This window comes from Janthinobacterium sp. 67 (genome assembly GCF_002797895.1).
Lineage (GTDB): Bacteria > Pseudomonadota > Gammaproteobacteria > Burkholderiales > Burkholderiaceae_D > Janthinobacterium.
In genome coordinates, this window is sequence record NZ_PGES01000001.1 from 6029234 (window position 1) to 6055523 (window position 26290).

A 26290-nucleotide genomic window follows, 5' to 3' on the forward strand; every position below is an offset into this window, starting at 1 on the left:
CGTAAATTGCGAGAGCAATGATTTCCCTGGGCAGCGAAGACGCAGCGCGGGCCCATGGCAATTCTTGCGTTTGTATCGCATTGCGCCCGAGCATCTTTCGCTTGCGCATCTTTAAACGTAGTGTTACCAGGACTCCGCCTTGAAACCCATTACCGCTCTCCTGCTTGCCGCCGGCATCCTGTCGCCGTCGTTCATCCTGGCCGCCACCCCGGTCGAAGCCGCGCCGACCCAGAAAACCGGCAAGGCCGCACCGAACCGTGCCGCCGCCGTCAAGGTCACGTCCGTCGAAGGCATTACCGAATACCGCCTGTCCAATGGCTTGCGCGTGCTGCTGTTTCCGGACGCCAGCAAGCCGACCCTGACCACCAACATCGTCTACCTGGTCGGTTCGCGCCATGAAAACTATGGCGAAACGGGCATGGCCCACTTGCTTGAGCACTTGCTGTTCAAGCCCAGCGCCAACTTCGGCGTCAAGAAGGGCACGAAAACCCCCGTCGAGATCCTGAACTCGACGGGCGCCCAGTTCAACGGCACCACCTGGTACGACCGCACCAATTACTACGCGACCTTCCCCGCCAACGACGACAATCTGCGCCAGATGCTGGCCATGGAAGCGGACCGCATGGTCAACGCTGCCATCGACCAGAACGACCTGTGGAATCCCAAGACGCAAAAAGGCGAAATGACCGTCGTGCGCAACGAATTCGAGATGGGCGAGAGCGACCCGATCGGCGTGACGAGCGAACGCATCCAGGCCATTGCCTACGATTGGCACAACTATGGCAAGTCGACCATCGGCGCCCGTTCCGACATCGAGCAGGTGAACATTCCCCGTTTGCGCGCGTTTTACCATAAATATTATCAGCCCGATAACGCCGTGCTGATGGTGGCGGGCCGCTTCGACGAAGCGAAGGTCTTGAAGCAGATCAATGAGCTGTTCGGCAAGATCCCGAAACCGACGCGCGTGATCGAGCCGACCTACACGGCCGAGCCCGTGCAGGATGGCGAACGCGCCGTGACGGTGCGCCGCAGCGGCGGCACGCAGTTCGTCGGCGCCGGCTATCACGTGGCGCCTTCCGGCAACCCGGACGCCGTCGCCATCGAAGTGCTGGGCCACGTGCTGACGGACGCACCGGCCGGGCGCCTGCACAAGGCGCTGGTGGAAACCAAGCTGGCCAGCAAGATCGAATACAACTCGGTGAGCAACCTCGAGCCGGGCTACAACCTGTTCGGCGCGCTGGTGCCCGTCGATGGCAACCTCGACGCGGCGCAAGCGGCCATGCTGAAAGTGCTGGAAGACTTGAAATCGCAGCCAATCACGGATGCCGAAGTGGCGCGCGTGAAACAGCAGCTGAACAAGCAGGTCGAACTGATCACCTCGAACACGGCGCGCATGACGATCGCCCTGACGGAGTCCTTGGCGGCCGGCGACTGGCGTCTGTTCTTCTTGCAGCGCGACTTGCTCGACAAGCTGACGACGGCGCAGGTGCAGGCGGCGGCCGAGAAATACCTGAAGAGCTCGAACCGCACCCTGGGCCGTTTCATCCCTACCGATGCGCCGGACCGCACCGTCGTGCCGGCCTATGCCGACGTGGCGCCGCAACTGGCCGGCTACACGGGCCGCGCCGTGGTGGCGCAGGGCGAAGCGTTCGATCCGAGCCCCGACAATATCGAAGCGCGCACCACGCGCTTCACCTTGCCGAACGGCTTGAAAGGCGCTTTGCTGCCGAAGAAAACCAAGGGCGGCACCGTCAGCGTCGTGTTGAAATTGCAGCTCGGCAGCGAAGAGAGCTTGCGCGGCAAGGCGCAAGTGGGCAGCTACACGGCCAATCTGCTGTCGCGCGGTACGGATAAACTGTCGCGCCAGGAAGTGAAGGACAAATTCGACCAGCTGGGCACGCAAGTGGCCATCACGGGTGGCGCCGAGGGTGTCACCGCCATGCTGATGGGCAAGCGCGAGAACTTGCCCGCCGCCATGGACCTGCTGGCGCAAGTGTTGCAAAAGCCGGCCCTGAACGAGACGGAATTCCTGGAGTTGCAGCGCGAGCGCGTTGGCCGCGCGGAGCAGGAATTGCCGGAACCGCAGCCGCTGGCCGTGAACGCCTTCCGCCGCCTGCTCGACGCCACGCCGGAAGGCCATGTGCGCCACGTGGCCACCTTGCCGGCGGAGCTGGCGCAATGGAAAGCCATCAAGGTCACCGACGTAAAAGCTTTCCATGGCGCCTACTATGGCGCGGCGAACGCCACTTTTGCCGCCGTGGGCGACTTCGACCCGGCCGCGCTGAAGGCGCAAGTGGCCAGCCTGTACGGCAGCTGGAAGGCGCAGCAGCCATATGTGCGTATTCCTGATGCCGTCAAGCCCGTCAGCGGTGAGAAAGTCACGCTGGAAACGCCGGACAAGGCCAACAGCGTGTTGTTCGCCATCCAGCCGATTCCCCTCAAGGATGACGCCGCCAGCTATCCGGCCTTGCTGATCGCCAACCACATGCTCGGCGGCGGCGCCTTGCGCAGCCGCCTGGCCGACCGCATCCGCCAGAAGGAAGGCCTGTCGTACGGCGTCGGCTCGCAAGTGAGCATTCCGTCGCGTGAACCGGCCGGCTACTGGATGGCCTACGCCATCAGTGCGCCGCAAAATACGGTCAAGGTGGAAGCGGCCCTGCGCGAGGAAATCGCCAAGGTGCTGGCCGACGGCTACACGGAAGCGGAACTGGCCGAAGCGAAGAAGGGCTGGCTGCAATCGGAAGAAGTGGGCCGCACGCAGGACAGCGGCCTGGCGCGCGAGCTGGCCACCTACCTTGCCGAAGACCGCACCATGGCTTACGACAAGGACCTGGAAGCGAAAGTGGCTGCCTTGACCCTGGCCCAAGTGAACCAGGGCCTGCGCGAATACCTGAAGCCATCGGCCGTGTCGGTCGTGACGGCGGGCGATTTTGCCAAGGTGGCGAAAGAGGGTGAGAGCGGCGCCAAGGCAACGACGTCGAAGTAAGCTGTTTTAAATGGAAAAAACCCGCCGGCAAGTGACCTTGCCGGCGGGTTTTTTATTGAAGAATGTCAACTTAGCGTGGCGCCATTTCGGCTACGTAGATTTCCACGCGGCGGTTGCGTGCGCGTCCCGATGCATCGGCATTCGAGGCGATCGGCTCGCGCGAGCCGCGGCCTTCCGTCACGACGCGGGTCGGCGAGACGCCGCGCATGGACAGGTAGTCGCGCGTGTGGGCCGCGCGTTCCACCGACAGCGGCTCGTTGATGGAATCGCTGCCCGTGCTGTCCGTGTGGCCGATGATGCTGACCGTCGTGTTCGGGTTTTCATTCAGGGTGGCGGCAAAGCGGTCGAGGATGGGGCGGAAGTTGCCCTTGATGTCGGCACGGTTGGTGTCGAAGGAAATGTCGCTCGGGATTTCCATTTTCAGGCGGTTGTCGGCCGTTTGCGACACTTGCACACCAGTACCCTGTGTCGCTTGTTCCATCGCGCGCTTCTGGTTTTCCATGCGGTTCGACCAGATATTGCCGATGACGGCGCCCGCTGCCGCGCCGATCAGGGCGCCGCCGGCCGTGCGGCCGCTGCTGCCGCCACCGGTGGTGCCGCCGATCAAGGCGCCCAGGCCTGCGCCGACGCCGGCGCCCGTGGCCGTGCCACGTTGCGTTGCGGACATATCCGCGCAACCGCTGGCGGCCAATGCGATCACCAGCATGCCGATCAGGGATTTGGCGCCAGGGCCTTTTTTGAATGTTTCTTTCATGGATTTTCTCCTAGTTTTGTTATTGGGACATACCCAGGACTACCTGTACACGTTACTGCAAAACGGGCCTGCTTGCCAGCGCACGCAAAAGGGCGGCGCCCGTTCGCACGCGCACCGCCCCCTCCGGCCAGTCAATTGGCCTCTATAAACCGCGCCCGCTGATCAGGCGCAACAGGATCATGATGACTGCCACCACCAAGAGGATGTGAATGAAGCCGCCAATGGTATAGGAAGTTACCAGGCCCAGCAGCCAAAGAATGATGAGTACGACGGCGATTGTATACAGCATGATGTGTCCTCCGAAAGTAGTGTGTGGATGACGGCGGCTGCCTTGGCCTTGCGCCGTCATCGGTTCTTGTCATTGCGCGGCGACCGGGTCGCTGAACGCTGATGCCATGACTGATTGTCTATTTTGTTTTCCCTGCCTTCTGTACGCTGTCGTACACAAAGCTCAACTAACGGGGGCCGTTGGCGTGTTCATCGGCCATGCCCGGCACCCACGCCAGCATGCCGGCCATGCCGACGGCGCCGGCCAGGCAGCTGACCATGCCGCCCGTCAGCAGCAGCATGACGCCAAACACGGGACCGCCCGTTTCCGGCGCCAGGTCCAGCGCGCAAAAGCCCAGCGCGGTGGCCAGCAAGCCGCCGCCGATAAAGCCCAGCCAGATTTTGTTGCTGCCTGCCTTGTCGCATTCCATGGCGCCTCCTTTGATGTCGTCGTTGAAATTTCCTGAATGCATCATCTCGCGGGACGGCAAGCTCATCTGTACGCCAACGAACATTATCAAAAAGAAAACGCCCGGACAGGCCGGGCGTGTATTCAGTTTGCAACGCCTTGCAGCGCTGTCATGGCCAATTTAGCCCATGGCGCGCAAGCCGCCGTTGACGACGCGCACGCGGTCGCCCTGGCGCCAGTTCGGCGCGGCGCTCTGGTGCACGGTGCGCGTCTTGCCGTTATCGAGACGCACGACGATGTTGTAGCTGCGCGTGGCGCGCACATTGCCTTCGATCTGGTTGCCGGCCACGGCGCCGCCGACGGCGCCCAGCACGGTGGCCAGCTGCCTGCCGTGGCCGCCGCCTACCTGGTTGCCCAGCAAGCCGCCGACGACGGCGCCGCCGGCCGCGCCCACGCCGCTGCCTTCGGCGCGCGTATTGACTTCATGGATGGCTTCGATCACGCCGCAGTTGCCGCACACCTGTGGCGCAGGGGCTGCCGCGTATTGTTGCTGCTGCTGCTGTTGCTGTTGCTGCTGGCGCATGGGCTGCTGCTGTGGCTGCGGTGGCATGGCGGCCAGCGGCTGCGCGCCGGCAGGCGGCAAGGCCGCTTGCGGCTGGTTTGCCTGCAAATTGGCCATCTGTTCGGCCGAGGCGCTGGCCGGCAGGGGCTGGCTATCGCCCTGGGACGAGGGCAGCCAGCCCATCAGGGCTGCCGTGCCCACGCCGCAAAACAGCAGGACGGCAACGGCGGCGGCAAGCACCAGCGGATGGAGGGATTTGGTGGTGGTGGTCATGGAAGGCTCCTTGGTCTTTTTAAAATAATGAAATGGGTCGTGCGTGTTATCCGTGCGATTCGCGTGTATGGCCAGTGTGCTGTACCGCTTGCCGCGCTTCCGTGCGTCACCGTACATACAGGGACGGTGACGCACCGTAGGCTAGGTAAAAATTATGTCGAGTTGTAACGACACCAAGGAAAAGCAATGCCACCAACGACTGCCAGCACGACCCTGTCCCGCGATACGGGCCGATCCGGCCTGGGATCGTCCGTGGGCGCGCCCGACGCCGGCAACCGCTTGCTGGCCAGCCTGCCCGAGCACGACTTGCGGCACCTGGCGGCGCTGTTCGATACCGTCAAGGTCGAGGTGGGCGAGGTGCTGTACGAACCGGGCCAGCCCATCGGCCACATCTATTTCCCCGTCGACTGCCTGATCTCGCTGCTGGCCGTGGCGGAAGGCCGCATGACACTGGAAGTGGGCTCCGTCGGCCGTGAAGGCGTCCTGGGCGCTTCCGTCGCGCTCGGCCATGAGCTGGCGCAAGTGCGTGCCGTCGTGCAACGTTCCGGCACGGCCAGCCGCATCGCGCGGGCCGATTTCTGCGCCGAATTCGCCCAGCTCGAGTCCCTGCAGCGCCTGCTGTACCGCTACACGGATACCCTGCTGGCGCAAGCCATCCAGATTGCCGTGTGCAGCCGCTTCCACGTGCTCGAGGCGCGCCTGGCCCGTTCGCTGCTGATCACGCGCGACCGCCTGCAGTCGGAAAAATTTCACCTGACGCATGAATTCCTCGCCCATACCCTGGGCGTGCGGCGGGTCGGCGTGACCAAGGCGGCCAGCGCGCTGCAACAGCAAAAACTCATCACCTACAGCCGCGGCAATATCGAAATCCTCGATTCGGCCGGCCTGGAAGCCGTGTCCTGCCGCTGCTACGAGCTGGTCAAGGACAGCGGCACCATCGGCATGGCCAACGTCTTCGTCTGATTTCCCTGCTTTCTTTCCTGGTGCAACAGACGCAAAAAAGCGGGGCGGGCGCCTGGGCACCCACCCCGCTTTCTCGTTCAATGATTACTTCGGTTTGACCTGGTTGCCGATCACGCCGCCGACAGCGGCGCCGCCGACTGCGCCGACGGCGCTGCCGCCCGTCAGCACGGAACCGGCGACTGCGCCGACGCCGGCGCCGATGGCCGTGTTCTTATCCTGGCGCGACATGTTGGAGCAGGCCGTCAGGCTCAACAGCAGGGCGGCAACGGAAGTGGTAGCGGCGATTTTTTTAATGATTTGCATGATAGTTCTCCTATGAATTCGGACCTCGTGGCGCCGGCATGGTATGGGCCGGATGACTTCGTGACGCCGTGTGTTTCAGGCACGATCACAGAATAGGATTGTGACAAGGCAGGGTCTGTTCGGCAACGCACATAGGGGTGTAACAATTGTAATTGTGCACGGCTGGCGATATTGTCACCATGTTTTGCGCGGCGTCTTGCCCGGCTTCGGCGCCACCGGTTTCACGCGGGCCTGGGCCAGCAGGGCGGCGCAGGCGCTGTCCTCGCCGGGGCCGGTGTTGACCAGCGGCAGCAGGGCAGCCACGGGCGCCACCACGGCCAAGGCGAGGGCGCCGCCCGCGCGCAGGGCCAGCACGCCCTTGTCGACGCTCACGTCGGGCTTGCTGAAGGTACCGCGCACGTACAGGGGCGAGCGCAGCGAAAAGACGCGCAAGCCCTTGCTGTCCGGTTGCAATGTCAGGTCCAGCCGTTCATCGGCCAGGTTCACCGTGCCGTCGACGTGCAATATGGCATCGTCCGTGTCGACGATGAACTGACGCGTGCGCATCAGTCCCTTGGTGGCGACGAAATCGGCGGCCATGCAGTTCAGCTTGACCTGCTTGTCGCCCACCAGCTTGGTCAGCACGACACTGCCGATATTCAAGCCCATCTCTTCCAGCAGCAGCTTGCTGATGCTGCCCCGCTCGATCAGCGCGCGCACTTCGCCGTTCGAACTGCCCAGCAGGCTGGCGACGGAATTGCCCGTGGCCGACAGCGACGCGTCGCCATTGATTTCGCCGGCGCTGGCGTGCAGTGCCGGCAGGCGGGGAAACAGCTGCTGGATGCGCAGATGGCGGGCGCTGGCCTTGAGTTCGGCCGCGATGCCGTTGGCGATGACCTTGCCGCTGCCGTCGAGCTTGATCTGCGACGTCAGCGTGCCGCCCGCCACGTTGAAGTTGAGTGGCGTCAAGGACAGTACGCCATCCGTCAGCACCACGTGCGTGTCGAGCTTGCTGATCGGCAAATCAGCGTCGCGCGTGATCTTGTCGGCCGTGTAGCGCACGTCGGCGTCCAGGCTGGTCCAGCGCTCCGTCTTGAAGGTTTCCACGGGCAGCACGCGGCCGGCCGGCTGCGTCGAGGCCACGCCCCGTTCCTTCTTGCTGGCGCTGGAATCGGCGCCCACCAGCGGGCCGAGGTCGGAAAATTGCAGCAGGCGCGAGTGGACTTCGCCCGTCAGGCGCTTGCGTGGCGTGCTGGCGGACAAAGCCAGCTTGCCGCTAATGTCGCTGGACCCCACCTTGCCGCTGAACTTGTCATAGACCCATTCGCCGCCGCGCGGTGCCAGGGTGCCCGTCAAATGGCCTTCCGTGCTGTAGTGCGGCGTTTCCGGCAGCAGCACGCCCGTCAATGGATACAGGCGCGCCATGCTGGGCCCGGACAGCTTCAGGCGCACGTCGAGCGCGGCCAGGTCCGCCGGGCGCGTCAGCGTGCCTTCGATGGCCATGCTGTTGCCGCCTGCGCGCATGTCGGCCTGGATGGGGAAGGGCGTGCCTTGCTGCTGCAGCGACAGCACGCCGCCCGCCTTGCCGCCGCCCTTGACGGTTTCGCCACGGTACTTGCCCGACAGCGTCCAGGCGATGCCGTAGCGCGTATCGCCCGCGATGGTGTCGACATCGGCGCGCATGGCCGTTTGCGTGACCTCATCGTCGAGCACGACCGTGCCCTTGCTGAACACCACGCTTTGCAGTTCCAGCTGCCACGGCGATGGCTGTTCCTGCTTGTCGAAGGTCCAGTTGTTCTTGCCATCCTTGTTGCGCAGCAAGCTCACCTGCGGCGTGTCGAAGCGCAATTGCGGGATGATGATTTTCTTGTCCAGCAAGGCCAGGGGATTGAGCGAGAACGCCAACTGGCTGACGGTGGCCAGCTGCGTTTCGTCATCCGTCCCTGCCATCGTGCTCGGATTGCCCAGGCGCACATCCTTGGCCTGCAGGTGCGGCCATGGCAAATAGTCGCGCCAGCCTTGTTGCCCGCCATGCGCCGGCTGCTGCCACGTCAGCGCCAGGTCGCCCTCGATGGCGAACGGCCGTCCCAGCGCTTCGCTGGCGCGCGCATTGAGCCAGGGCCTGGCGCGGTTCCAGTCCATATTCATCAGGACGATGGAAGCCGTGACGGGCAGGGCGACGAGCACGGCGGCGCTGGCGAGGGCGATTTTCTGACGGCGGGAGAGGGGCATAAGCTGATTCTTTCTGGACAAGTAGCCACGATGCTACAGGAATCGCTTCACGGCCGGGGCTGTTTCAGGTTTTGTTGGCGGACACGTGCGCTGGCGCACGTTGCCCATGCAAGTATTGTCGATTTCCTACCGTATGTGCGGCACCGAACGGATATGCGGGGAGGGGGAGCCTATAACGTCTACATCAAACGCCGTTCCTGATTCCAGAAGCACCGACGTATGAACCCCCACGCTTAACATTCTCCAGGAGAAGAAAAATGACAAACCGAGATTTCAAGATGTCCCCGCTGGCTACCCTTGCCGCTTGCGCCACCGCCGTTGTCCTGATGACGGGTTGTTCCAGCCTGAAAACGCCGGCCACGGCCGATGTTGCCGTGTCGCGCGCCGCCGTCGATAACGCGGCCAGCGCCGGCGCCGCCGACCTGGCACCCGATGAAATGCGTTCGGCCCGCGAAAAAATGCGCATGGCCAATCAAGCCCTGAAAGACCGCGACTACAAGACGGCGCGCGACCTGGCCGACCAGGCGCAAGCGGACGCCAAGCTGGCGCAAAGCAAGGCCAACTCGGCCAAGGCCACCAGCGCCGCCGATGAAATCAACGAGAACATCCGCGTCATGCGCGAAGAGCTCGACCGCGCCAACCAGCAAGTCCCAAAACAATAAGCAACAATAAGAACAGGATTCCATCATGAAAAAAGCTCACTACACCACCATTCCCGGCCTGCTGGCCATGGCCGCCTTTGTCGCCGCCTGCAGCTCCGCACCGACCACCACCAGCCTGCTCGACCAGACGCGCGGCGATTACATGGCGGCGCAATCGAATCCGCTGGTGTCGACTTATGCGCCACGCGAATTCCGCGAAGCGAGCGCTGCGCTGGAAGCGGCAAACGCGGCCGCCACGCGCCAGGACGATAGCGAAAAAGTCGACAAGCTGGCCTACCTGGCCAAGCAAAAGATAGCCACGGCGCAAGAAGTCGCCAAGCAGAAGGCGGCTGAGGCGGACATCGCCAACGCCGGCAAGCAGCGCGACCAGTTGCGCCTCGATGCGCGCACGCAGCAGGCTGACCAGGCCACGGCGCGCGCCCAGTCGGCGCAAGCCGATGCGGAAGCGGCCAAGGCCCAGGCGCAAGCGGCTGAAGCGTCGGCCCGCGATGCGCAAGCCCGCGCCGCCGGACTCGAAGCGCAACTGGCCGACCTGGCCGCCAAGAAAACCGAGCGCGGCATGGTCATTACCTTGGGCGACGTGCTGTTTGGCACGGACAAGGCGAATTTGACGGCCGATGGCGCGAATACGGCCCGCAAGCTGGCCGACGTGCTGAAAAACAATCCGCAGCGCACCGTGCTGATCGAAGGCTTTACGGATAGCACGGGCGGTTCCGCGCACAATCTGGAATTGTCGCAACGCCGCGCCGAATCCGTGCGCAATGCCCTGCTGGAGCAAGGCATCAGCCGCGATCGCATCGCCACCAAAGGCTATGGCGCCGCCTATCCGGCCGCCGGCAATGATACGGCGGCGAACCGCCAGCTGAATCGCCGGGTGGAAATCGTCTTGTCCGAGGACAACACGGCGATTCCCGCCCGCCGTTAAACGCCTTCAAGCGTTGTAGTCGCTAAAGGCAGCACCGGCCGAACCTTGGCCGGTGGATACCCACGCAAGTATTGAAAGGAAGCATCATGACACCAACATCTGTTGAGATCCCAGCCGGCATCGACACGGCGGCCATCCGCGCCGCCGCGAAAAACCTGGACGACGGCGCGGTGACGGCCGGCTACCAGGCCGACCGCGAGGAGCTGATCACCCTGCTGAATGGGGCGCTGGCCACCGAACTGGTGTGTATCGCGCGCTATAAACGCCATTACTACACCGTGAGCGGACGCGACAACGGCAGCATCAAGGCCGAGTTCCTCGAGCATGCGCAGCAGGAGCAGGAACACGCCGACTGGCTGGCCGAACGCATCGTGCAATTGAATGGCAAGCCGGATTTTAATCCTGCAACATTGCTTGCGCGTAGCCATGCCGAGTATGATGACTCCGAAGACGTGCAAAGCATGGTGCGTGCCAACCTGATCGCGGAGCGGGTGGCGATCGAGTCCTACCGCCAGATGATCGTCAAAATCGGCGACAAGGATCCGACCACACGCCACTTGCTGATCAAGATCATGGCTGTCGAGGAAGAGCACGCCGATGATATGCGCGATCTGATGGAATAGTGTTTTTGAGTAAAGTAGGTATAGTAACTACATTCATCCATAGCTAAGGAGCTAAACCATGTTGGAAAACAATATCACCACCGTCAATAACGATGTCAAAACCCTGGTCAAGGATGCGCAAGCCCTGTTCAGCGCCGCTGCCGCCCTGACCGGCGAAAAGGCCGACGAAGTGCGCGTCAAGGGCATGAAAACCCTGGATGCCGCCCTGGCCAAGGCGCATGAAGCGCAAGCGTCGGCCATCGTCGCCACCAAGCAGATGGCTGCCCAGGCGGACGGCTATGTCAAGGAAAACCCATGGCGTACGGTGGCTGTCGCCGCTGGCGTCGGCGTGCTGGTCGGCTTCATCCTGGGCCGCAAGTAATCCACTGTCAGGAGCGATATGGACAAGTCTGCTACGTCTCACCAGGGGCCGGGATTGATCGGCTCGGTCGCCGGCCTGGCCAAAAACGCCGTCGGACTGATGTTGTCGCGGCTGGAACTGGCCACCATCGAACTGTCGGAAGTGCGCAATCACATGCTGCAGCTGGTTGTCATTTTCGCGCTGGCGACGGTGGCGGGCTTGTTTGCCATTGCTTACGGCAGCGTGCTGATCGTTTTCCTGGCCTGGGATAGTCTGGGCTGGAAGATCCTCGCCATCATGACGGTCGTGTTCGTACTGCTGGCCATCGCCCTGGTCCTGTATGCGCGCGCCATGCTGCGTCAAGGAAAGCTGTCCATGCCCGCCACCATGGCGGAATTGAAGGCCGACCGCGACATGCTGATGTAAGCTGCCTCACGAGGAGAATTCATGTCGGAACACGACAAACTGGCGGCGCAAGCCGCCCGCAAGCGCCTGCTGATCGCCCAGGGCGAAATGTACCGCGTGGGCATCGTGCATGCGCGTGCCAACGTGGGCTATGCATTGCGTCCTGAATCGCTGTTGCAGGGCGTCGTCGAGACGGCTGTCGGCTTTGCCGGCCACCGCGTCGAATCGCTGCTGGCGCCGGGCGGCATGCGTTTGCAAGGCGCCATGCCGTATGTGCTGACGGCGTTATCGTTTATCGGACGCAAGAAGCTGGTGAAACCGGCCCTGGTCCTCGTGGCCGTGGCCGCCGTTGCCGCCAGCTGGCTGCGCCGCAAGCGCTGACGCTGGAATCGCCCGGAACGCCGTCATCGACGGCGTTTTTTTTTGGCTCTGTCATCGGCAAGTAGGGGAAATGCCGGAATCTTCCTGTGGCCGTGCTGTCTGACTCTGCATACTCACTCTGCGGGAGCCAATCATGCGGCCAGCCGAATGGATCACCTTGATTGCGCAGTTTGCCCGGTTGAGCCGACGTCAGCGGCAAGCAGGCATTGCCCTGCTGCATGGCAACCCTCCACACGACGCGACCATCGCGCTGCTGGAAAGTGTGGCCCAGCCGCGATTGGCCTGTCCCGCCTGCCATTCAGACCACTTGCACCGGCACGGCCATGCGCACGGACTGCAGCGCTACCGCTGCGTGCCCTGCGGGCGCACCTTCAATGCGCTCACCGGCACCCCGCTGGCCCGCTTGCGCCACAAGGCGCTGTGGCTCGACTACGCCGATTGTCTGCTGGCATCGGATTCCGTGCGCAAGGCGGCATTGCAGCTGGGCGTGCACCGCAACACCACCTTTCGCTGGCGCCACCGGTTTTTATCGCTGGCAAAGACGGACCGGCCGCATGGCCTGCATGGCATTGCCGAGGCCGACGAGCTGTATCTGCTGGAATCGGAAAAGGGCGCCAGAACAATGACGCGTCCTGCCCGTCGCCGGGGCGGCCATGCCCACAAGCGCGGCATTTCCAATGAACAGGTCTGCATCCTGGTGGCGCGCGACCGCACGGGCCAGACCCTGGATTTCGTCACGGGCAAAGGAGCGCTAACCAAGGCGCAGTTGCACCACTGTTTATTGCCCGTCATCGACAAGGACGTGCTGCTGGTCACCGATGGCCATGCCGCCTACCGGGCTTTTGCGAGGGAAGCTCGTATCAGCCACCAGGCCGTCAACTTGCGCGCCGGCATCCGCGTGCAGGGCGCCGCCCACGTGCAGAACGTCAACGCCTATCACAGCCGATTACGACAATGGCTGGGGCCGTTTCATGGCGTGGCGACGCGCTACCTGCCGAACTATCTGGGATGGCGCTGGATACTCGATGCCAGGCGCATCCGCTCACCCGAAACGTTATTGAAGGCAACATTGGGCGCATTCCCACATCTGACGGTGACATAGCCTTTTTTTTGCCCGTACCCAACGTCCGGCGCAGACAGGCGCAATCCCTTACAATGATTCACGCCGCACCCGCGCGGCGGACAGAGGGCCATCTTGATGACGAATTCGAAGACACCGATCAATCAGTTAAATCCCTCGCGCCTGCGCATCGTGCTGGTGCTGCAGGGCGGTGGCGCACTGGGCGCCTACCAGGCCGGCGTCTACCACGCGCTCCACGAACATGGCCTGGTCCCCGACTGGGTGGTGGGCACCTCGATCGGCGCCATCAATGCGGCCATTCTGGCTGGCAACAAGCACGAGGACAGGCTCGTGCGTTTAAAACAGTTCTGGCAGCGTGTGGAGCACCGCGACAGCGTCGACATGAACCTCGTATCGGACCAGCAGCGCCGCTCGAACATCTGGCTGGCCACGCTCGATACCGTGCTGCGCGGCGTGCCAGGCTTCTTCAAGCCGCGCACTTTCAGCCTGTTTCCCGCCGGAATCGCCGTCAAGCCGGAAGAGGCCAGTTTTTACGATACCAGCGAGCTGGCCAGCACCCTCGAGGAACTGGTCGATTTCGATTACCTGAACGAGCCCGGCGGCATGCGCCTGACGGTCAACGCGCTGCGCGTCAAATGCGGCAGCTTGACCAGTTTCGACAGCCAGCAGCAGCCCCTGACGGCCGATCATATCCGCGCCAGCGGCGCCTTGCCGCCCGGCTTTGCCGGCGTGCGCGTCGATGGCGATCTATATTGGGATGGCGGCCTGTATTCGAACACGCCGCTGGAAACCGTGCTCGACGACACGCCTCACGTCGACACCCTGGTCTTCATGGTGGACCTGTGGAGCTCGGAAGGACCGGAACCGACCACGCTCGACGAGGTGCAGACGCGGCAAAAGGACGTCACTTTCGCGTCGCGCTCGAAGCGGCACATCGCCGATTACGTCAGCACGCACACCTTGCAGCGCAAATTGCGCGAACTGTACGCCAACCTGCCCGACACCAAGCACAACCGCCAACAGACGGAAGAGCTGGTAGCGCTGGGCTGCGACAGCACCATGCACATCGTGCGCCTGCCGTATGCGGGGCGCGACTGGCACATGGCGGCCAAGGACATCAATTTCTCCAAGGGCTCCATCGAATGGCGCTGGGAGCAGGGCTACCAGGATGGCTTGCGCGCGATCAAGGCGGCCGGCTGGCTCGCCTTTGTCACGGAAGACACGCCGCTCGTGGTGCACGAATTGCCGCCATACGAACGCGACGCCGCTTAGTGACGGCTGTCAAAACCTGCTGCGCGACGGTTTTGCCAGGCGTTGCAACAGCATCCCTGCATCACTGCGGATGGGCCGCCATACGCAGTTTTTCCGCGTTCGCCATGTCTTGCCGGTACGTGTCTTGCGCGTCCTTCAGGCAGGTGGCGCGCGTGGCGGACGGTTCCGTACGGCAGGCTTTCCTGGCCTCGGCCAGGGCGGCGGCGATTTCCTTGCGCAGGGTGCGCAGCTGGGCTTGCGCCGTGCTGTCTTCCTGGTACCAGCGCTGCGGGTCGCCCGGCTGTGGCGTGGCCGTCTGGGCCAGGGCCAGCGGCGCCACGCTGCAGGCGAGCAGGGTGGCCAAGAGTGTGTTGTGGATGGTCATGATATTTCCTCCTTGAAATAAAAAAGGCGCCGTAGCGCCTTTTTTTACAACCTGCCCGTCAGTAATAGCAGGATCAGTATCACTACGACGAGGCCGGCGATGCCGCTGGGGCCGTAACCCCAGTTGCGGCTGTGCGGCCAGGTAGGCAGGACGCCGACCAGGGCCAGGATCAAGATGATCAGAATGATGGTGCCCATGGTATCTCCTTGTTGGTGCATGGTCCGGCGCGGGCTTGCGGGCAAGCGCGGCCAGTGGATTAATAGCGGTAGACGCGGCCGTCGACGACGCGCACGCGGTTACCCGGGCGCAAATCATTCGCGTTGTCCTGCACCACGGTGCGGTATTCGCCGTTGTCGAGGCGCACACTGATCTGGTAAGCCTGCGCCTGCTGCCTGCGGCCTTCTACCTGGTTGCCCACGACGCCGCCGGCGACGGCGCCCGCCACGGTGGCGGCCGTGCGGCCGCTGCCCGAGCCGATGGTATTGCCCAGCAGTGCGCCGGCGATGCCGCCCACCACGGCGCCTGCGCCGCTCGTTTGGCCGCCGCCTTGCACGATCTGGATGGAATCGACGGTGCCATACATGGCGGACTCAGGCTGATTGGCCGGGTAATATTGTTGTGATTGGGAAGGGCCTGTGGCGCAACCGCTGAGTACGGCGGTGGCGGCGAGCATCAGTGCAGCCAAGGTGGCGTTGGTTTTCATTTTATTCTCCTGACGAGGTAAGGGTGTCATGCCATCTTAGTCAGGCCCCCGTTTCCGGTCTGTACGCTGCCGCACGTACTTATTCGCTGCCAGCGCGGTTGGGGTCCCGCACAAATGTTGTTATTTCTTCCTGCGTGCCTGCTTGTTTCAAAATAAATTGCTTGTGTACGGCAGCGTACAGAAGAATGGGGGCGATCCACGTAAAACGGTAGTCATGCCAAGCAGACATGCTTGGTAACACCAGGGAGAAAATATATGAACAAGAACAAGCTCTTCACCGCCGTCGTCGTCAGCCTCGCATGTGCCGCCTGGGGCGGCCAGGCAGCGGCCGCCACGCCGGAAGCGAAAGCAGCCTACAAGGCCGCCAATGAGCAGGCGGCCCTGAACTACAAGCTGGCGCATGCCGAGTGCGAAAAAATCACGGGCAACCCGAAGGATGTCTGCATCGCCGAAGCGAAAGCCGTGCGCACCTACGATGAAGCCGTGGCGCAGGCGCAATACACGAACACCCTGCGTGCCTACACCAAGGCGCGCATCAAGATTGCCGATGCCAATTACGACGTCGACCTGGCGCGCTGCAATGCGCTGACGGGCAACGACAAGGATGTCTGCGTCAAGCTGGCCAAGTCCACCAAGGTGGCGGCCCTGGCCGACGCGAAGGCGGACAAGAAAGTCATCGAAGCGCGCAGCGATGCGCGTGAAGCAAAAAGAAAAGCCGAGTACAAGGTCGCGACAGAAAAATGCGATGCATTAGCCGGCGCAGCCAAGGATGACTGTATCAAGGCTGCAAAAACCCAGTTTGGCTACTGAGCTCCATCCGGCGCGCAGTCACCACACTGGTATAAGAAGCTCATTGTGAGCACATTGATTGACCACTCCTAAGGAAAAAACCATGAAATTCACTAAATCTATCGCTACCGGCCTTTTCGTCGCTTCCCTGTTCGCCGTTGCAGGCTGCGCTTCGACCCCAACCAAGGAAGGCACGGGCGAGTACATCGACGACGCCGCGATCACCACCAAGGTGAAAGCCAGCATCTTCAACGAGCCTACCCTGAAATCGACGGAAATCAACGTGGAAACCTTCAAGGGCGTGGTTCAGCTGAGCGGCTTCGTTGCCCAGCCAGCCGATGCCGCCAAAGCGGGTGAAGTTGCCCGTGGCGTCAAGGGCGTGAAGTCGGTGAAAAACGACATCCGCGTCAAGTAATGGCCTGACCCGCCGCAGCGGCCAGCCCCACGGCTGGCTCTGCGGCCCACCACCGACCGTCGCGGGAATCGCATGCACATCCAGCCTACAGATACCCCGCCCGAGCCGGTGGCGGCTGTCTCCACCGAGCCTGCCGGGCCACCTCCCGGCGCGCCCGTGGAGCAGCCAGACGCATCCCTGCGTTTGCCGCTGCACGTCAATGCGCGTGGCATGGCGCTGGGCATCATCGCCACCGTCAGCTTCATTTATGCGCTGCAGTGGGCACAGAAATTCCTCATTCCCGTCATCTTCGGCATTTTCATTGCCTATACCCTCAATCCCGTCGTCGCCTGGCTGGAAAAGCTGCGCCTGCCGCGCGCCATCGGCGCCACGGCCGTCACGGCCCTGATCCTGTTCGGCTCCATCGTGGTGGTCGAGCGCGTGCAGGGCGAATTCGAATCCATCGTTGAAGAGTTGCCGGCCGCCACGCACAAACTGTCGCGGCTGATCGCCGCCAATACGGGCGGCAAGAACAGCACCTTCCAGAAGATGCAGGCCGTGGCCAATGAAATCGAGCAAGTGGCCGCCGGCGCCGAAGCGCGCCGCAACACGCGCCGCGCGGCGGCGGCATCCGACGGTCCCAATTTCAAGATCATGGACTGGGTCTGGGCCGGTTCGCTGGGCCTGGTGGGCTTTGTCAGCCAGGCCACCATGGTCATCTTCCTCGTGTTTTTCCTGCTGCTGTCGGGAGATACCTTCAAGCGCAAGCTCGTCAAGCTGACGGGACCGTCACTGAGCCGCAAGAAGGTCACCGTACATATCCTGGAAGACATCAATACCTCGATCCAGAACTATATGTTCATGCTGCTCGTCACGAATGTCTTGCTGGCCGTGCTGATGTGGATCGCCCTGCGCGTGATCGGCCTGGAAAACGCGGGCGCATGGGCCATCGTGGCCGGTTTGCTGCACATCATGCCGTATTTCGGCCCCTTGCTCATCACCATCGCCACGGGCCTCGTCGCCTTCTTGCAGTTCGAATCGCTGGAAATGGTCTTGCTGGTGACGGGCACGTCGATGGCCATCGCCACCCTGGTCGGCACCTTTGTCACCACCTGGATGACGGGGCGCATCGCCCGCATGAATCCCACGGCCGTGTTCATCAGCCTGCTGTTCTGGGGCTGGCTGTGGGGCGTCTGGGGCCTGCTGCTGGGCGTGCCCATCATCGTTATCGTGAAAGTCGTGGCCGAACGCGTGCAAGGCATGGAAGTGGTGGCGGAACTGCTGGGCGAGTAAGTTGAAGCTTCATAAAAAACGGCGCCCGCGGGCGCCGTTGTTGCGTGCAGACTGCTTACGACTGGTGGCGTTTCAGTATCTTGACTTGCACGTCGCCATCTTCCGTCTTCGGCATGTCCTTCATGCTGCCCAGCTGCAATGCGAACTGGCGCGTGAATTCGGCGCCCAGGAAGAAGATTTGCGCCGAGTAATATACCCATAGCAGCAGGGCCACCAGGGACCCGGCTGCGCCATAACTGCTGGCCACGCCGCTATTGCCGATATACACGCCAATCGCATATTTCCCCAGTGAAAACATGAAGGCTGTACCGATGGCGCCGATCAGCACGTCGCGCCAGGACAGGCGCACGCGCGGCAGCATTTTATAGATGACGGCAAACAGGCTGGCGATGACGGCAAAGCCGATCAGGTTCGACAGGATGGTAAACAGCACGGCCGTGTCCTTCCACACGCCTTCCCAGAAGTTGGCGAGGATGGCCATGGCCGCATTGACCACCAGCGACACCATCAGCAGAAAGGCCAGCACCAGCACCAGGCCGAAGGACAGCAGGCGCGTGCGCAGCATGTCCCAGGCACCCGCTTCCTTCAGTGGCGGCACTTGCCAGATTTCATCGAGACTCGCTTTCAGTTCGGCAAACACGCTGGTGGCGCCAAACAGCAGCAGGGCGCTGGCGATGAGGGTGGCGATGCGGCCCTGTTCATGGTTCTTCGCGCCGGCCAGCACCAGCTGGATGGCTTCCGCGCCCTGCGTGCCCAGCAAGCCTTGCAGCTGCCCCATCAGCTCGCCGCGCGCGGCGGCCGGGCCATAGAAAAAGCCGGCGATGGCGATGACGAGCACGAGGATGGGGGCGATGGAAAACAGGGTGTAATAGGCGAGGGCGGCGCCCTTGCTCGAAGCGCGGTGTTCCAGCCATTCGGTGACGGAGCAGACGATGACACTGCGCATCTGCTTGCTGAGCGGCGCCAGGCCGGCCAGTTTGGGATAGCGGGTAGAGAAATTCATGATGGCTTTCAATGCAAAAAGGGGCGCGAGCCCCTTTTTTTAATTCACAAGTGGCGTACCACTGTTCAGCTTACTGCACGCGGCGTTCGATGGTGATTTGTTCCACTTCAACGCGGCGGTTTGGTTCCAGGCACTTGATCAGGTCGGCACGTTTCTTGTTGTTGCAGGTGACGACAGGATTCGTGGAACCCTTGCCTTCGGCCGTCAAGCGGTTGGCGGCAACACCGTGGGCGACCAGGTATTCCTTGACTGCATCAGCGCGCTGCTGCGACAGTTTCAGATTGTACTTGGGCGAACCGATGCGGTCGGCATAACCACTGATGACGACGTTGTTGACGTCAGGCGCCGCGTTCAGCACGCGGGCGATTTCGTCGAGCTTGGTCTGTGTCGGGCCCAGCTTGGCGCTGTCGAACGCGAACAGTTCCGTTGCCGACATCGTCACTTTTTCAAAGCGTGCTGGCGGTGGTGGCGGTGGCGGTGGTGGCACGACCACGACCACTTCTTCACGCACTGGCGGCGGTGGCGGTGGTGGCGGCGGTGCAGCTGGTTTGTCGAACGCGTAGTTCAGGCCCACGGTGAAATAGTAGTTGTTGGACTTGCTGCTCGGGTCGAAGGTATTGCCGCGCAGGAAACCGTGCACATTGCGCACGTCAGCCTGGATGGACAATTGCTCCGTGATGCTGGACTGGAAACCCAGGCCAACGCTGGCGTATGGCGAGCTTTTTGTGCGCTCACCGAAGGCGAAGCTGGTGTCCTTGTCGCGCTGCATGCCGGCACCGACCAGCAGGAAGGGACGGAAGGCTTTGCGCGAGAACATGTACAAGCCGTCTACGCCCAGCGTGTTCTGCTGGTAGCGCTGGCCGCCATCCTTGGAACGGGCATACGTGGTGCCCAGCTGGATATCCCAGTCCTGGGAAACAGGCTTACCGAAGCGCAAGCCTGCGCCATAGCCGGTTTTATCCGTGGCGAAGTCGGAATCTGGCTTGAGTGCGTTGATGCTAGGTTGAATATACCAGGAGGGATTGATTTCCTGGGCCTGTGCGCCGAGGGCGGAGCACAAGACTGCGGCGGCAACGGCGATTTTTTTTAGATTATTCACAAGTAACTCCCAACGTTAATAAGAGATTTTCTCTACGGCATCAAAACACTTCTTGCTACACGTGCTATTGCTAGAGATAGACCACACTTCCAGGTGCGCATTCTTGCGATAAATGCACTGCTGTTGGACTAGAGAATACGGTTGCAGGTTCAGCTGGTCGGTGCGCTGGCGCACAAAGCATTGCGGTATATCAATGGTGTTGCAGATTCACTACAAAGGCTTTGCTGTTGAAAAAAACTAATTTGCTCGGTGAAACTTTTACAAGCACGGCCACTTTCTGGCGCCGCGACAAGAGGCAATCGTACGACTTCTTACCTGCATGCCACTGTATATTAGCAACAATGATGAGCTTGATAACTAATATTACATTGATGTTGTATTCCTGCCGCGTTCTGTTGCCATATAGGGCTTCCTCAAGGCAACTCTTGCACGCCGCAGCCAGCTCCGCCACTTTTCATCAAGGAGTTACCCGTGCCTGACCTGTCCCGTGTTTTTTCTTCCCCGCTGCCTGGCAAACTGGGGCAGCTGTGCCTGCTGCTGTCGCTGGGTATGGCGGCGCCGGTCTGGGCCGATAGCGGCGTGTCCGTGTTTTCGCCGAGCGGCACGGTCAAGGCCGTACGCCAGGTGCGGGCCCAGTTCGCCACGCCGATGGTGCCGTTCGGCGACATGGGCTTGCCCGCACCGTTCGCCATCGATTGCGGCAAGGCCGAGCCTGGCGTCGTGGCGGGAGCGGGGCGCTGGGCCGACGAGCGCAACTGGAACTTCGATTTCGAGCGCGACTTGCCGGCCGGCGTGGCCTGCAGCTTTACCCTGAAGCCGGGGCTGAAGGACCAGGCGGGCCAGGCCTTGCAGGGGACGGCTTCGTACCGCTTTTCCACGGGCGGCCCGGCCATCGTCGAGGCCGTACCGTATGACGGCCAGCCCTACATCGATGAAAACCAGATCTTCGTGCTGGGCCTGGACGCCGCGCCGAACGAGGCCAGCGTGGCCGCGAACGCGTATTGCCGCGCCGATGGCATCAATGAAAAGATTCCCGTGCGCCTGCTCAAAGGCAAGGAGCTGGAGCAGGTTTTGACCCTGCGCAAGAGCTTCCTCGACCGCTATCTGACCGTGTATTTCAAGAAGCGGGGCATCGTGTGGAAAGTGGGCATGCCCGTCGCCAGCAAGGGCGCGCCGCCGCTGCCCGTCACCGTGCTGCAATGCAAGCGCAGCTTTCCCGCCAATGCCAAGGTGTCGCTCGTGTGGGGCGAAGGCATCGCCAGCGCCAGCGGCATTGCCACGGACAAGGCGCAAACCCTGCAGTTCAAGACGCGTCCCGATTTCACGGCCAAGTTCAGTTGCGAGCGCAGCAATCCGAAGGAGCAATGCATCCCCTTCCTGCCCATGCGCGTGCAGTTTTCCGCGCCCGTGAAGGCGTCGCTGGTGCGCGCCATGACCTTGCGGGGAGGCGGCAAGACGTATGCGCCGACGATTTCAAAAGAGGAAGAAAAGGCGGAATTCCTGTACGGCGCCGCCTTCAACGGCCCCTTCCCCGTGCAAACCAGTTTTGTCTTGAATCTGCCGCCGAAGCTGACGGATGACGCGGGCCGCGCCTTGCTCAACCGCGCGCGCTTCCCGATGACGGTGCGCACGGGCGAACAGCCGCCGCTGCTGAAATTCCCGGCCCCGTTCGGCATCATCGAAGCGAAGGGCGATGGCTTGCTGCCCGTCACCGTGCGCAATATCGAGCCCGTGCTGTCGGGCAAGGAAATCGCCCAGCCATCCGCTGCCGCCACGGGCGCCACCTTGCGCGTGCCCGACAATGACGACAAGTTCATCATCGAATGGATGCAGCGCCTGGCCGGCAATGGCGACGGGGGCGAATACTGGCAGCCGTACGCCCAATATGCGGGCAACATGAGCAAATCCGTGCTGGCGGGCGCGTCCGGTACGCGCCCCATCAGCCTGCCGCGCCCCGATGGCAAGAAAACCTTTGAAGTGATCGGCATCCCTTTGCTGAAACCGGGCTTTTACGTGGTCGAGCTGGCCAGCCCCATCCTTGGCAAGGTGCTGCTGGGCAAACCGACGACGGCCTACATCCGCACGGCCGCGCTGGTGACGAATCTGGCCGCCCACTTCAAGCATGGCGCGCAATCGTCGCTCGTGTGGGTGACGTCGCTCGACAAGGGCGCGCCTGTTGCGAAAGCGCAAGTAGCCGTGCGCGACTGCGCCGGCAAGCTGCTGTGGCAAGGCGCCACGGGCGCGGACGGCGTGGCGCATATCCCCGGCGAGCTGGCCAATTCCAGCTGCAAGAACAATGGCCGCTACTTTATCAGTGCGCGCAGCGGCGGCGACATGACGTTCACCCTGTCGGACTGGGTGGGCGGCATCGAAGCGTGGCGATTCAACTTACCCACGGACGACACGCGCGCCGACAACACTCTGCTGGCCACGGTATTCGACCGCACCTTGCTGCGCGCCGGCGAAACCGTGCACATGAAGCATTTCATCCGCAAGCACACGGGCGAGGGCATGAGCCTGGTCGACAAGAACAACGGTCCCGGCAGCGCCACCTCCGTTGTCATCACGCACCAGGGCAGCGACCAGAACTATCAATTGCCGCTGCGCTGGTCGGCCAGCGGCACGGCGGAAAGCGACTGGCTCATTCCCGCCGACGCCAAGCAGGGCGAGTACAGCGTGACGATGGCGGGCCGCCCGTCCGGCAGCTTCCGCGTGGAAGCGTTCCGCGTGCCCACCATGAAAGCCGTGCTGCAAGGCCCGAAAGCGCCTGCCGTGCAGGCGAAACAGCTGGCCCTCGATGCGCAGATCACCTACCTGGCCGGCGGCGCGGCCACCAACGCGCCCGTCAAGCTGCGCACGGTGCTGCAAGACAAGAGCGTGACGTTTGCCGACTATCCCGAATACAGCTTCAGCAATGGCGACGTGAAGGAAGGCCTGGTGAAGCAGGGCACCGGCTACGACGACGATGAAGGCGAGTGGCAGGATGAAGGCCATGGCGCGGGTGGCCCCGGCGCGGCGGCCGCACGCACGCAAAGCTTGACCCTGGACAAGGCGGGCGGCGCGCGCATCGTCATCGACCAGTTGCCGCAGCTGTCCACACCGCGCGACCTGGTGGCGGAAATGGCGTTCCAGGATGCGAATGGCGAGACGGCTTCCGTGGCCACGCGCGTACCGCTGTGGCCATCGAACTATGTGATCGGCATCAAGCCCGACGCCTGGGCCTTGAGCAAGGATGCCTTCAAGTTCACGGTGGCCGTGCTGGGCACCAATGGCAAGCCCGTGGCGAACGCCCCGGTCGCCGTCGACTTCTTCCAGCGCAACAGCTATTCGCACCGCCGGCGGCTGATCGGCGGCTTTTATGCCTATGAAAACAGCAGCGAAGTGGTCAAGCTGGGTCCGGCGTGTTCAGGCAAGACGGACGGCAAGGGCTTGTTGATGTGCGACGTGAAGGCGCCCGCCAGCGGCAATCTGATTTTGCGCGCCAGCACGCAGGATGCATCCGGCAACGCGGCCGTCGCCAACCGCGAAACCTGGGTGGCCGGCAGCGGTGACTGGTGGTTCAATGTCAGCGACAATGACCGCATTGACTTACTGCCGGAAAAGAAACGCTATGAACCGGGCCAGGAAGCAAGCTTGCAAGTACGCATGCCGTTCCGCTCGGGCACGGCCTTGATTACGGTCGAGCGCGAAGGCATCCTCGATACCTATGTGCGCCAGCTCAATGGCCGGGAACCGGTGGTGAATATTCCGGTCAAACCGAACTATGCGCCGAATGTGTACGTGTCCGTGTTCGTCGTGCGGGGCAGGGTGGACGGCGTGCAGCCGACGGCCCTGGTCGACCTGGGCAAGCCGGCCTACAAGATGGGTATCGCGCCGCTGAACGTGGGTTGGCAGGCGCATGAACTGAACGTGATGGTGGTGTCCGACAAGGAGGTGTACAAGACGCGCGACAAGGCGGAGGTTTCCGTGCGCGTGCGCCGTGCCGACGGGAAACCGTTGCCGGCCGGCGCCGAAGTGGCGCTGGCGGCCGTCGACACGGGGCTGCTGGAACTGATGCCCAACGATAGCTGGAAGTTGCTCGACACCATGATGGCCCAGCGCAGCCTGCAGGTGGAAACGGCGACGGCGCAGATGCAGGTGATCGGCAAGCGCCACTTCGGCCGCAAGGCTTTCCCGGCCGGCGGTGGCGGCGGCAAGGGCGCCAGCCGCGAACTGTTCGACACTTTGCTGTTCTGGAAAGGCACGGTCAAGCTTGACGCCAAGGGCGAGGCGACCGTGCAGGTTCCGCTCAACGATTCGCTGACGGCGTTCCGCATCGTCGCCATCGCCAGCGCGGGCAAGGCATTGTTTGGCACGGGCAGCACGGATATCCGCAGTTCGCAAGACCTGATACTGATGTCGGGCTTGCCGACCCTCGTGCGCGAAGGCGACCAGTTGCGCGCAGGCTTCACCGTGCGCAACACCTCGGCCGCAGCCTTGAGTGTGGATCTCAATGCCACGGCGGCCGGCAAGGCCTTGCCGCGCCAGAGCTTGACCCTGGCGGCCGGCGAAGCGCGCGAGGTGGGCTGGGATTACCAGGTGCCGCTGGGTGCGCAAACGGTCGTGTGGGAGGTCGCTGCGAAAGCGGGCAACCATACCGATAAACTGAAAATCACGCAAAAGGTGGGCCAGGCCACGCCCGTGCGCACGTACCAGGCCACCTTGCAGCAAGTCGACAAGCCCGTCAATATGTCCGTGCACATGCCGGCCGGCGCCTTGCCGGGCCGGGGCGGCATCCAGACCAGCTTTGTCGCCAAGCTCGGTGGTGAGTTGCCCGGCGTGCGCGAGTACATGGCCGCGTATCCGTACACCTGCTTCGAGCAAAACACGTCGAAAGCCATTGCCTTGCAAGACGAGGAGGCGTGGAACAAGCTGGCCGCCAGCCTGCCCGCCTACCTCGACGGTGACGGCATGCTGAAATATTTCCCCATCATGGAACAGGGCAGCGACAGCTTGACGGCCTACGTGCTGTCGGCAACAAAAGAAGCGGGCTATGCGATTCCGGAACAGACGAAAAACCGCATGGAAGCAGCCTTGACGGCTTTCGTGCAGGGCCGCATCGTGCGGCGTTCCGCGCTGGATACGACGGACCTGGCCGTGCGTAAACTTGCCGCCCTGGAAGCGCTGTCGCGTTCCAACAAGGTGCCGCCCGATGCCCTGGAGAGCATCAGCATCAATCCGAACCTGTGGCCGACTTCCGCCGTCATCGACTGGAGCCTGTTGCTGCAACGCACGCCAGGCCTGGCGCGCCGCGACGTGCTGCTGGCCGAGGCGCAGCAGATCTTGCGTTCGCGCCTGAACTTCCAGGGCACGACCATGGGATTTTCCACCGAGCGCAAGGATAACTGGTGGTGGCTGATGGTGTCCGGCGACGTCAACGCCAATCGCCTGCTGCTGGCCGTGATGGACAATCCGGCGTGGAAAGACGACATCGGCCGCCTCGTGCGCGGCAGCATGGGCCGCCAGAAGAAGGGCCGCTGGGATACGACGGTGGCCAACGCCTGGGGCACCCTGGCCATCAATAAATTCTCGGCCAAGTTCGAATCCACCCCCGTGACGGGCGCCAGCGCCGTCAAGCTGGGCGGCGATACGCAAGCGCTTGTGTGGAATGGCGCGGCGAAAGTGGGACCCTTGCTGCAGGCGTGGCCGAAAGGCACGGATACCCTGGGCCTGGCGCACAGCGGCACGGGCAAGCCTTGGGCCACCGTGCAAAGCCTGGCGGCCATCCCGCTGACGGCGCCCGTTTCCAGCGGCTACACGATCAAGAAAACGATTACGCCAGTGGAGCAGAAGACCACTGGCCAGTGGTCGCGTGGCGACGTCTACCGTGTGCGCCTGGACTTGTCGGCGCAGGCGGACATGAGCTGGGTGGTGGTCGACGACCCGATTCCGGCCAGCGCCACGGTGCTGGGCAAGGGCCTGGGCCGCGATTCACAGCTGATGACGGCCGGCGAGAAATCCACGGGCTGGGTCTGGCCTACCTTCGAGGAACGGGCTTTCGACGCCTTCCGCGCCTATTACGCGTTCGTGCCGAAGGGTAACTGGAGCGTGGAATACACGGTGCGCCTGAACAATGCCGGCGACTTCAGCCTGCCAGCCACGCGCATCGAAGCCATGTATTCGCCCGAAGTGTTTGGCGAGTCGCCGAACGCAAATGTGAAGGTGGCGCAGTGAAAGGTAAGGTTTTAC

25 protein-coding genes are annotated in these 26290 nt (G+C 62.8%); 14 read left to right on the forward strand and 11 right to left on the reverse strand.

Going from position 1 to position 26290, the window contains the following annotated elements; genetic code table 11:
• The first annotated feature begins 139 nt into the window (after positions 1–139).
• On the forward strand, positions 140–2986 hold the full coding sequence (locus CLU90_RS27115) for a M16 family metallopeptidase (protein WP_100429288.1): 2847 nt from the start codon (positions 140–142) through the stop codon (positions 2984–2986).
• A gap of 70 nt (positions 2987–3056) precedes the next feature.
• On the opposite strand, the gene CLU90_RS27120 is transcribed toward CLU90_RS27115, so the two are convergent.
• The 4 genes from CLU90_RS27120 to CLU90_RS27130 all read right to left on the reverse strand — a co-directional run bounded on the left by CLU90_RS27120 (position 3057) and on the right by CLU90_RS27130 (position 5251).
• Complete coding sequence (locus CLU90_RS27120; protein WP_092718242.1) at positions 3057–3692, reverse strand: OmpA family protein; 636 nt, start codon at positions 3690–3692, stop codon at positions 3057–3059.
• A 190-nt stretch (positions 3693–3882) separates the two neighbouring features.
• A complete protein-coding gene (locus CLU90_RS29530) occupies positions 3883–4029 on the reverse strand; it encodes a lmo0937 family membrane protein (RefSeq protein WP_121670992.1) in 147 nt (48 codons plus the stop codon).
• Positions 4030–4195: 166 nt separating this feature from the next.
• The gene (locus CLU90_RS27125) at positions 4196–4504 is read right to left on the reverse strand and encodes a hypothetical protein (protein WP_100429289.1); all 309 of its coding nucleotides are present in this window, start codon (positions 4502–4504) and stop codon (positions 4196–4198) included.
• A gap of 93 nt (positions 4505–4597) precedes the next feature.
• A complete protein-coding gene (locus CLU90_RS27130) occupies positions 4598–5251 on the reverse strand; it encodes a glycine zipper 2TM domain-containing protein (protein ID WP_092718182.1) in 654 nt (217 codons plus the stop codon).
• Positions 5252–5437: 186 nt separating this feature from the next.
• Between CLU90_RS27130 and CLU90_RS27135 the strand changes: the two genes are divergently transcribed.
• Positions 5438–6214: a Crp/Fnr family transcriptional regulator gene (locus CLU90_RS27135; RefSeq protein WP_092718185.1), complete on the forward strand. Its 777-nt coding sequence runs from the start codon at positions 5438–5440 to the stop codon at positions 6212–6214.
• Positions 6215–6298: 84 nt separating this feature from the next.
• Here the strand turns inward: CLU90_RS27135 and CLU90_RS27140 are convergent, their stop codons facing one another.
• Together CLU90_RS27140 and CLU90_RS27145 are read right to left on the reverse strand one after the other, a co-directional pair.
• Entirely contained in the window at positions 6299–6517 is a 219-nt protein-coding gene (locus CLU90_RS27140) for an osmotically-inducible lipoprotein OsmB (RefSeq protein WP_092718188.1), read from the reverse strand.
• Between the two features lie 174 nt (positions 6518–6691).
• On the reverse strand, positions 6692–8728 hold the full coding sequence (locus CLU90_RS27145; protein ID WP_100429290.1) for an AsmA family protein: 2037 nt from the start codon (positions 8726–8728) through the stop codon (positions 6692–6694).
• A gap of 257 nt (positions 8729–8985) precedes the next feature.
• Between CLU90_RS27145 and CLU90_RS27150 the strand changes: the two genes are divergently transcribed.
• The 8 genes from CLU90_RS27150 to CLU90_RS27185 all read left to right on the forward strand — a co-directional run bounded on the left by CLU90_RS27150 (position 8986) and on the right by CLU90_RS27185 (position 14417).
• Positions 8986–9390 (forward strand): DUF4398 domain-containing protein, encoded by a 405-nt coding sequence (locus CLU90_RS27150; protein WP_100429291.1) that lies wholly within the window; start codon positions 8986–8988, stop codon positions 9388–9390.
• 25 nt (positions 9391–9415) lie between these two features.
• The gene (locus CLU90_RS27155; protein WP_092718195.1) at positions 9416–10315 is read left to right on the forward strand and encodes an OmpA family protein; all 900 of its coding nucleotides are present in this window, start codon (positions 9416–9418) and stop codon (positions 10313–10315) included.
• Positions 10316–10401: 86 nt separating this feature from the next.
• Positions 10402–10938: a ferritin-like domain-containing protein gene (locus CLU90_RS27160; RefSeq protein ID WP_070304102.1), complete on the forward strand. Its 537-nt coding sequence runs from the start codon at positions 10402–10404 to the stop codon at positions 10936–10938.
• Between the two features lie 58 nt (positions 10939–10996).
• Positions 10997–11299 carry a DUF883 family protein gene (locus tag CLU90_RS27165; protein WP_035826246.1) on the forward strand — a complete coding sequence of 101 codons (303 nt, stop codon included), beginning with the start codon at positions 10997–10999 and terminating at the stop codon, positions 11297–11299.
• Positions 11300–11317: 18 nt separating this feature from the next.
• Entirely contained in the window at positions 11318–11704 is a 387-nt protein-coding gene (locus CLU90_RS27170; RefSeq protein ID WP_092718197.1) for a phage holin family protein, read from the forward strand.
• A 21-nt stretch (positions 11705–11725) separates the two neighbouring features.
• A complete protein-coding gene (locus tag CLU90_RS27175; protein ID WP_100429292.1) occupies positions 11726–12064 on the forward strand; it encodes a hypothetical protein in 339 nt (112 codons plus the stop codon).
• A gap of 133 nt (positions 12065–12197) precedes the next feature.
• Positions 12198–13166 (forward strand): IS1595 family transposase, encoded by a 969-nt coding sequence (locus CLU90_RS27180; protein ID WP_100429293.1) that lies wholly within the window; start codon positions 12198–12200, stop codon positions 13164–13166.
• 96 nt (positions 13167–13262) lie between these two features.
• Positions 13263–14417, forward strand: coding sequence for a patatin-like phospholipase family protein (locus tag CLU90_RS27185; protein ID WP_092718599.1), 1155 nt, complete (start codon positions 13263–13265; stop codon positions 14415–14417).
• 61 nt (positions 14418–14478) lie between these two features.
• On the opposite strand, the gene CLU90_RS27190 is transcribed toward CLU90_RS27185, so the two are convergent.
• From CLU90_RS27190 to CLU90_RS27200, 3 genes are read right to left on the reverse strand one after another with little or no spacing between them, the layout of a single operon-like run.
• The gene (locus tag CLU90_RS27190) at positions 14479–14781 is read right to left on the reverse strand and encodes a hypothetical protein (protein ID WP_100429294.1); all 303 of its coding nucleotides are present in this window, start codon (positions 14779–14781) and stop codon (positions 14479–14481) included.
• Between the two features lie 44 nt (positions 14782–14825).
• On the reverse strand, positions 14826–14978 hold the full coding sequence (locus CLU90_RS27195; protein ID WP_010396415.1) for a DUF3309 family protein: 153 nt from the start codon (positions 14976–14978) through the stop codon (positions 14826–14828).
• A gap of 59 nt (positions 14979–15037) precedes the next feature.
• Positions 15038–15484, reverse strand: a complete 447-nt coding sequence (locus tag CLU90_RS27200) for a glycine zipper 2TM domain-containing protein (protein WP_092718605.1) — start codon at positions 15482–15484, stop codon at positions 15038–15040.
• Between the two features lie 255 nt (positions 15485–15739).
• On the opposite strand from CLU90_RS27200, the gene CLU90_RS27205 reads away from it, so the two are divergent.
• The 3 genes from CLU90_RS27205 to CLU90_RS27215 all read left to right on the forward strand — a co-directional run bounded on the left by CLU90_RS27205 (position 15740) and on the right by CLU90_RS27215 (position 17960).
• Positions 15740–16294 carry a hypothetical protein gene (locus CLU90_RS27205; RefSeq protein WP_092718607.1) on the forward strand — a complete coding sequence of 185 codons (555 nt, stop codon included), beginning with the start codon at positions 15740–15742 and terminating at the stop codon, positions 16292–16294.
• Between the two features lie 82 nt (positions 16295–16376).
• On the forward strand, positions 16377–16688 hold the full coding sequence (locus CLU90_RS27210; RefSeq protein WP_034758914.1) for a BON domain-containing protein: 312 nt from the start codon (positions 16377–16379) through the stop codon (positions 16686–16688).
• Between the two features lie 72 nt (positions 16689–16760).
• Positions 16761–17960 (forward strand): AI-2E family transporter, encoded by a 1200-nt coding sequence (locus CLU90_RS27215; protein WP_442906723.1) that lies wholly within the window; start codon positions 16761–16763, stop codon positions 17958–17960.
• Positions 17961–18015: 55 nt separating this feature from the next.
• Here the strand turns inward: CLU90_RS27215 and CLU90_RS27220 are convergent, their stop codons facing one another.
• On the reverse strand, positions 18016–18963 hold the full coding sequence (locus tag CLU90_RS27220) for a YihY/virulence factor BrkB family protein (protein WP_092718610.1): 948 nt from the start codon (positions 18961–18963) through the stop codon (positions 18016–18018).
• A gap of 70 nt (positions 18964–19033) precedes the next feature.
• The gene (locus CLU90_RS27225; RefSeq protein ID WP_092718613.1) at positions 19034–20062 is read right to left on the reverse strand and encodes an OmpA family protein; all 1029 of its coding nucleotides are present in this window, start codon (positions 20060–20062) and stop codon (positions 19034–19036) included.
• A gap of 471 nt (positions 20063–20533) precedes the next feature.
• Here CLU90_RS27225 and CLU90_RS27235 point away from each other — a divergent pair, with 471 nt between their 5' ends.
• Entirely contained in the window at positions 20534–26275 is a 5742-nt protein-coding gene (locus CLU90_RS27235; protein ID WP_232731347.1) for an alpha-2-macroglobulin family protein, read from the forward strand.
• Positions 26276–26290 lie beyond the last annotated feature (15 nt).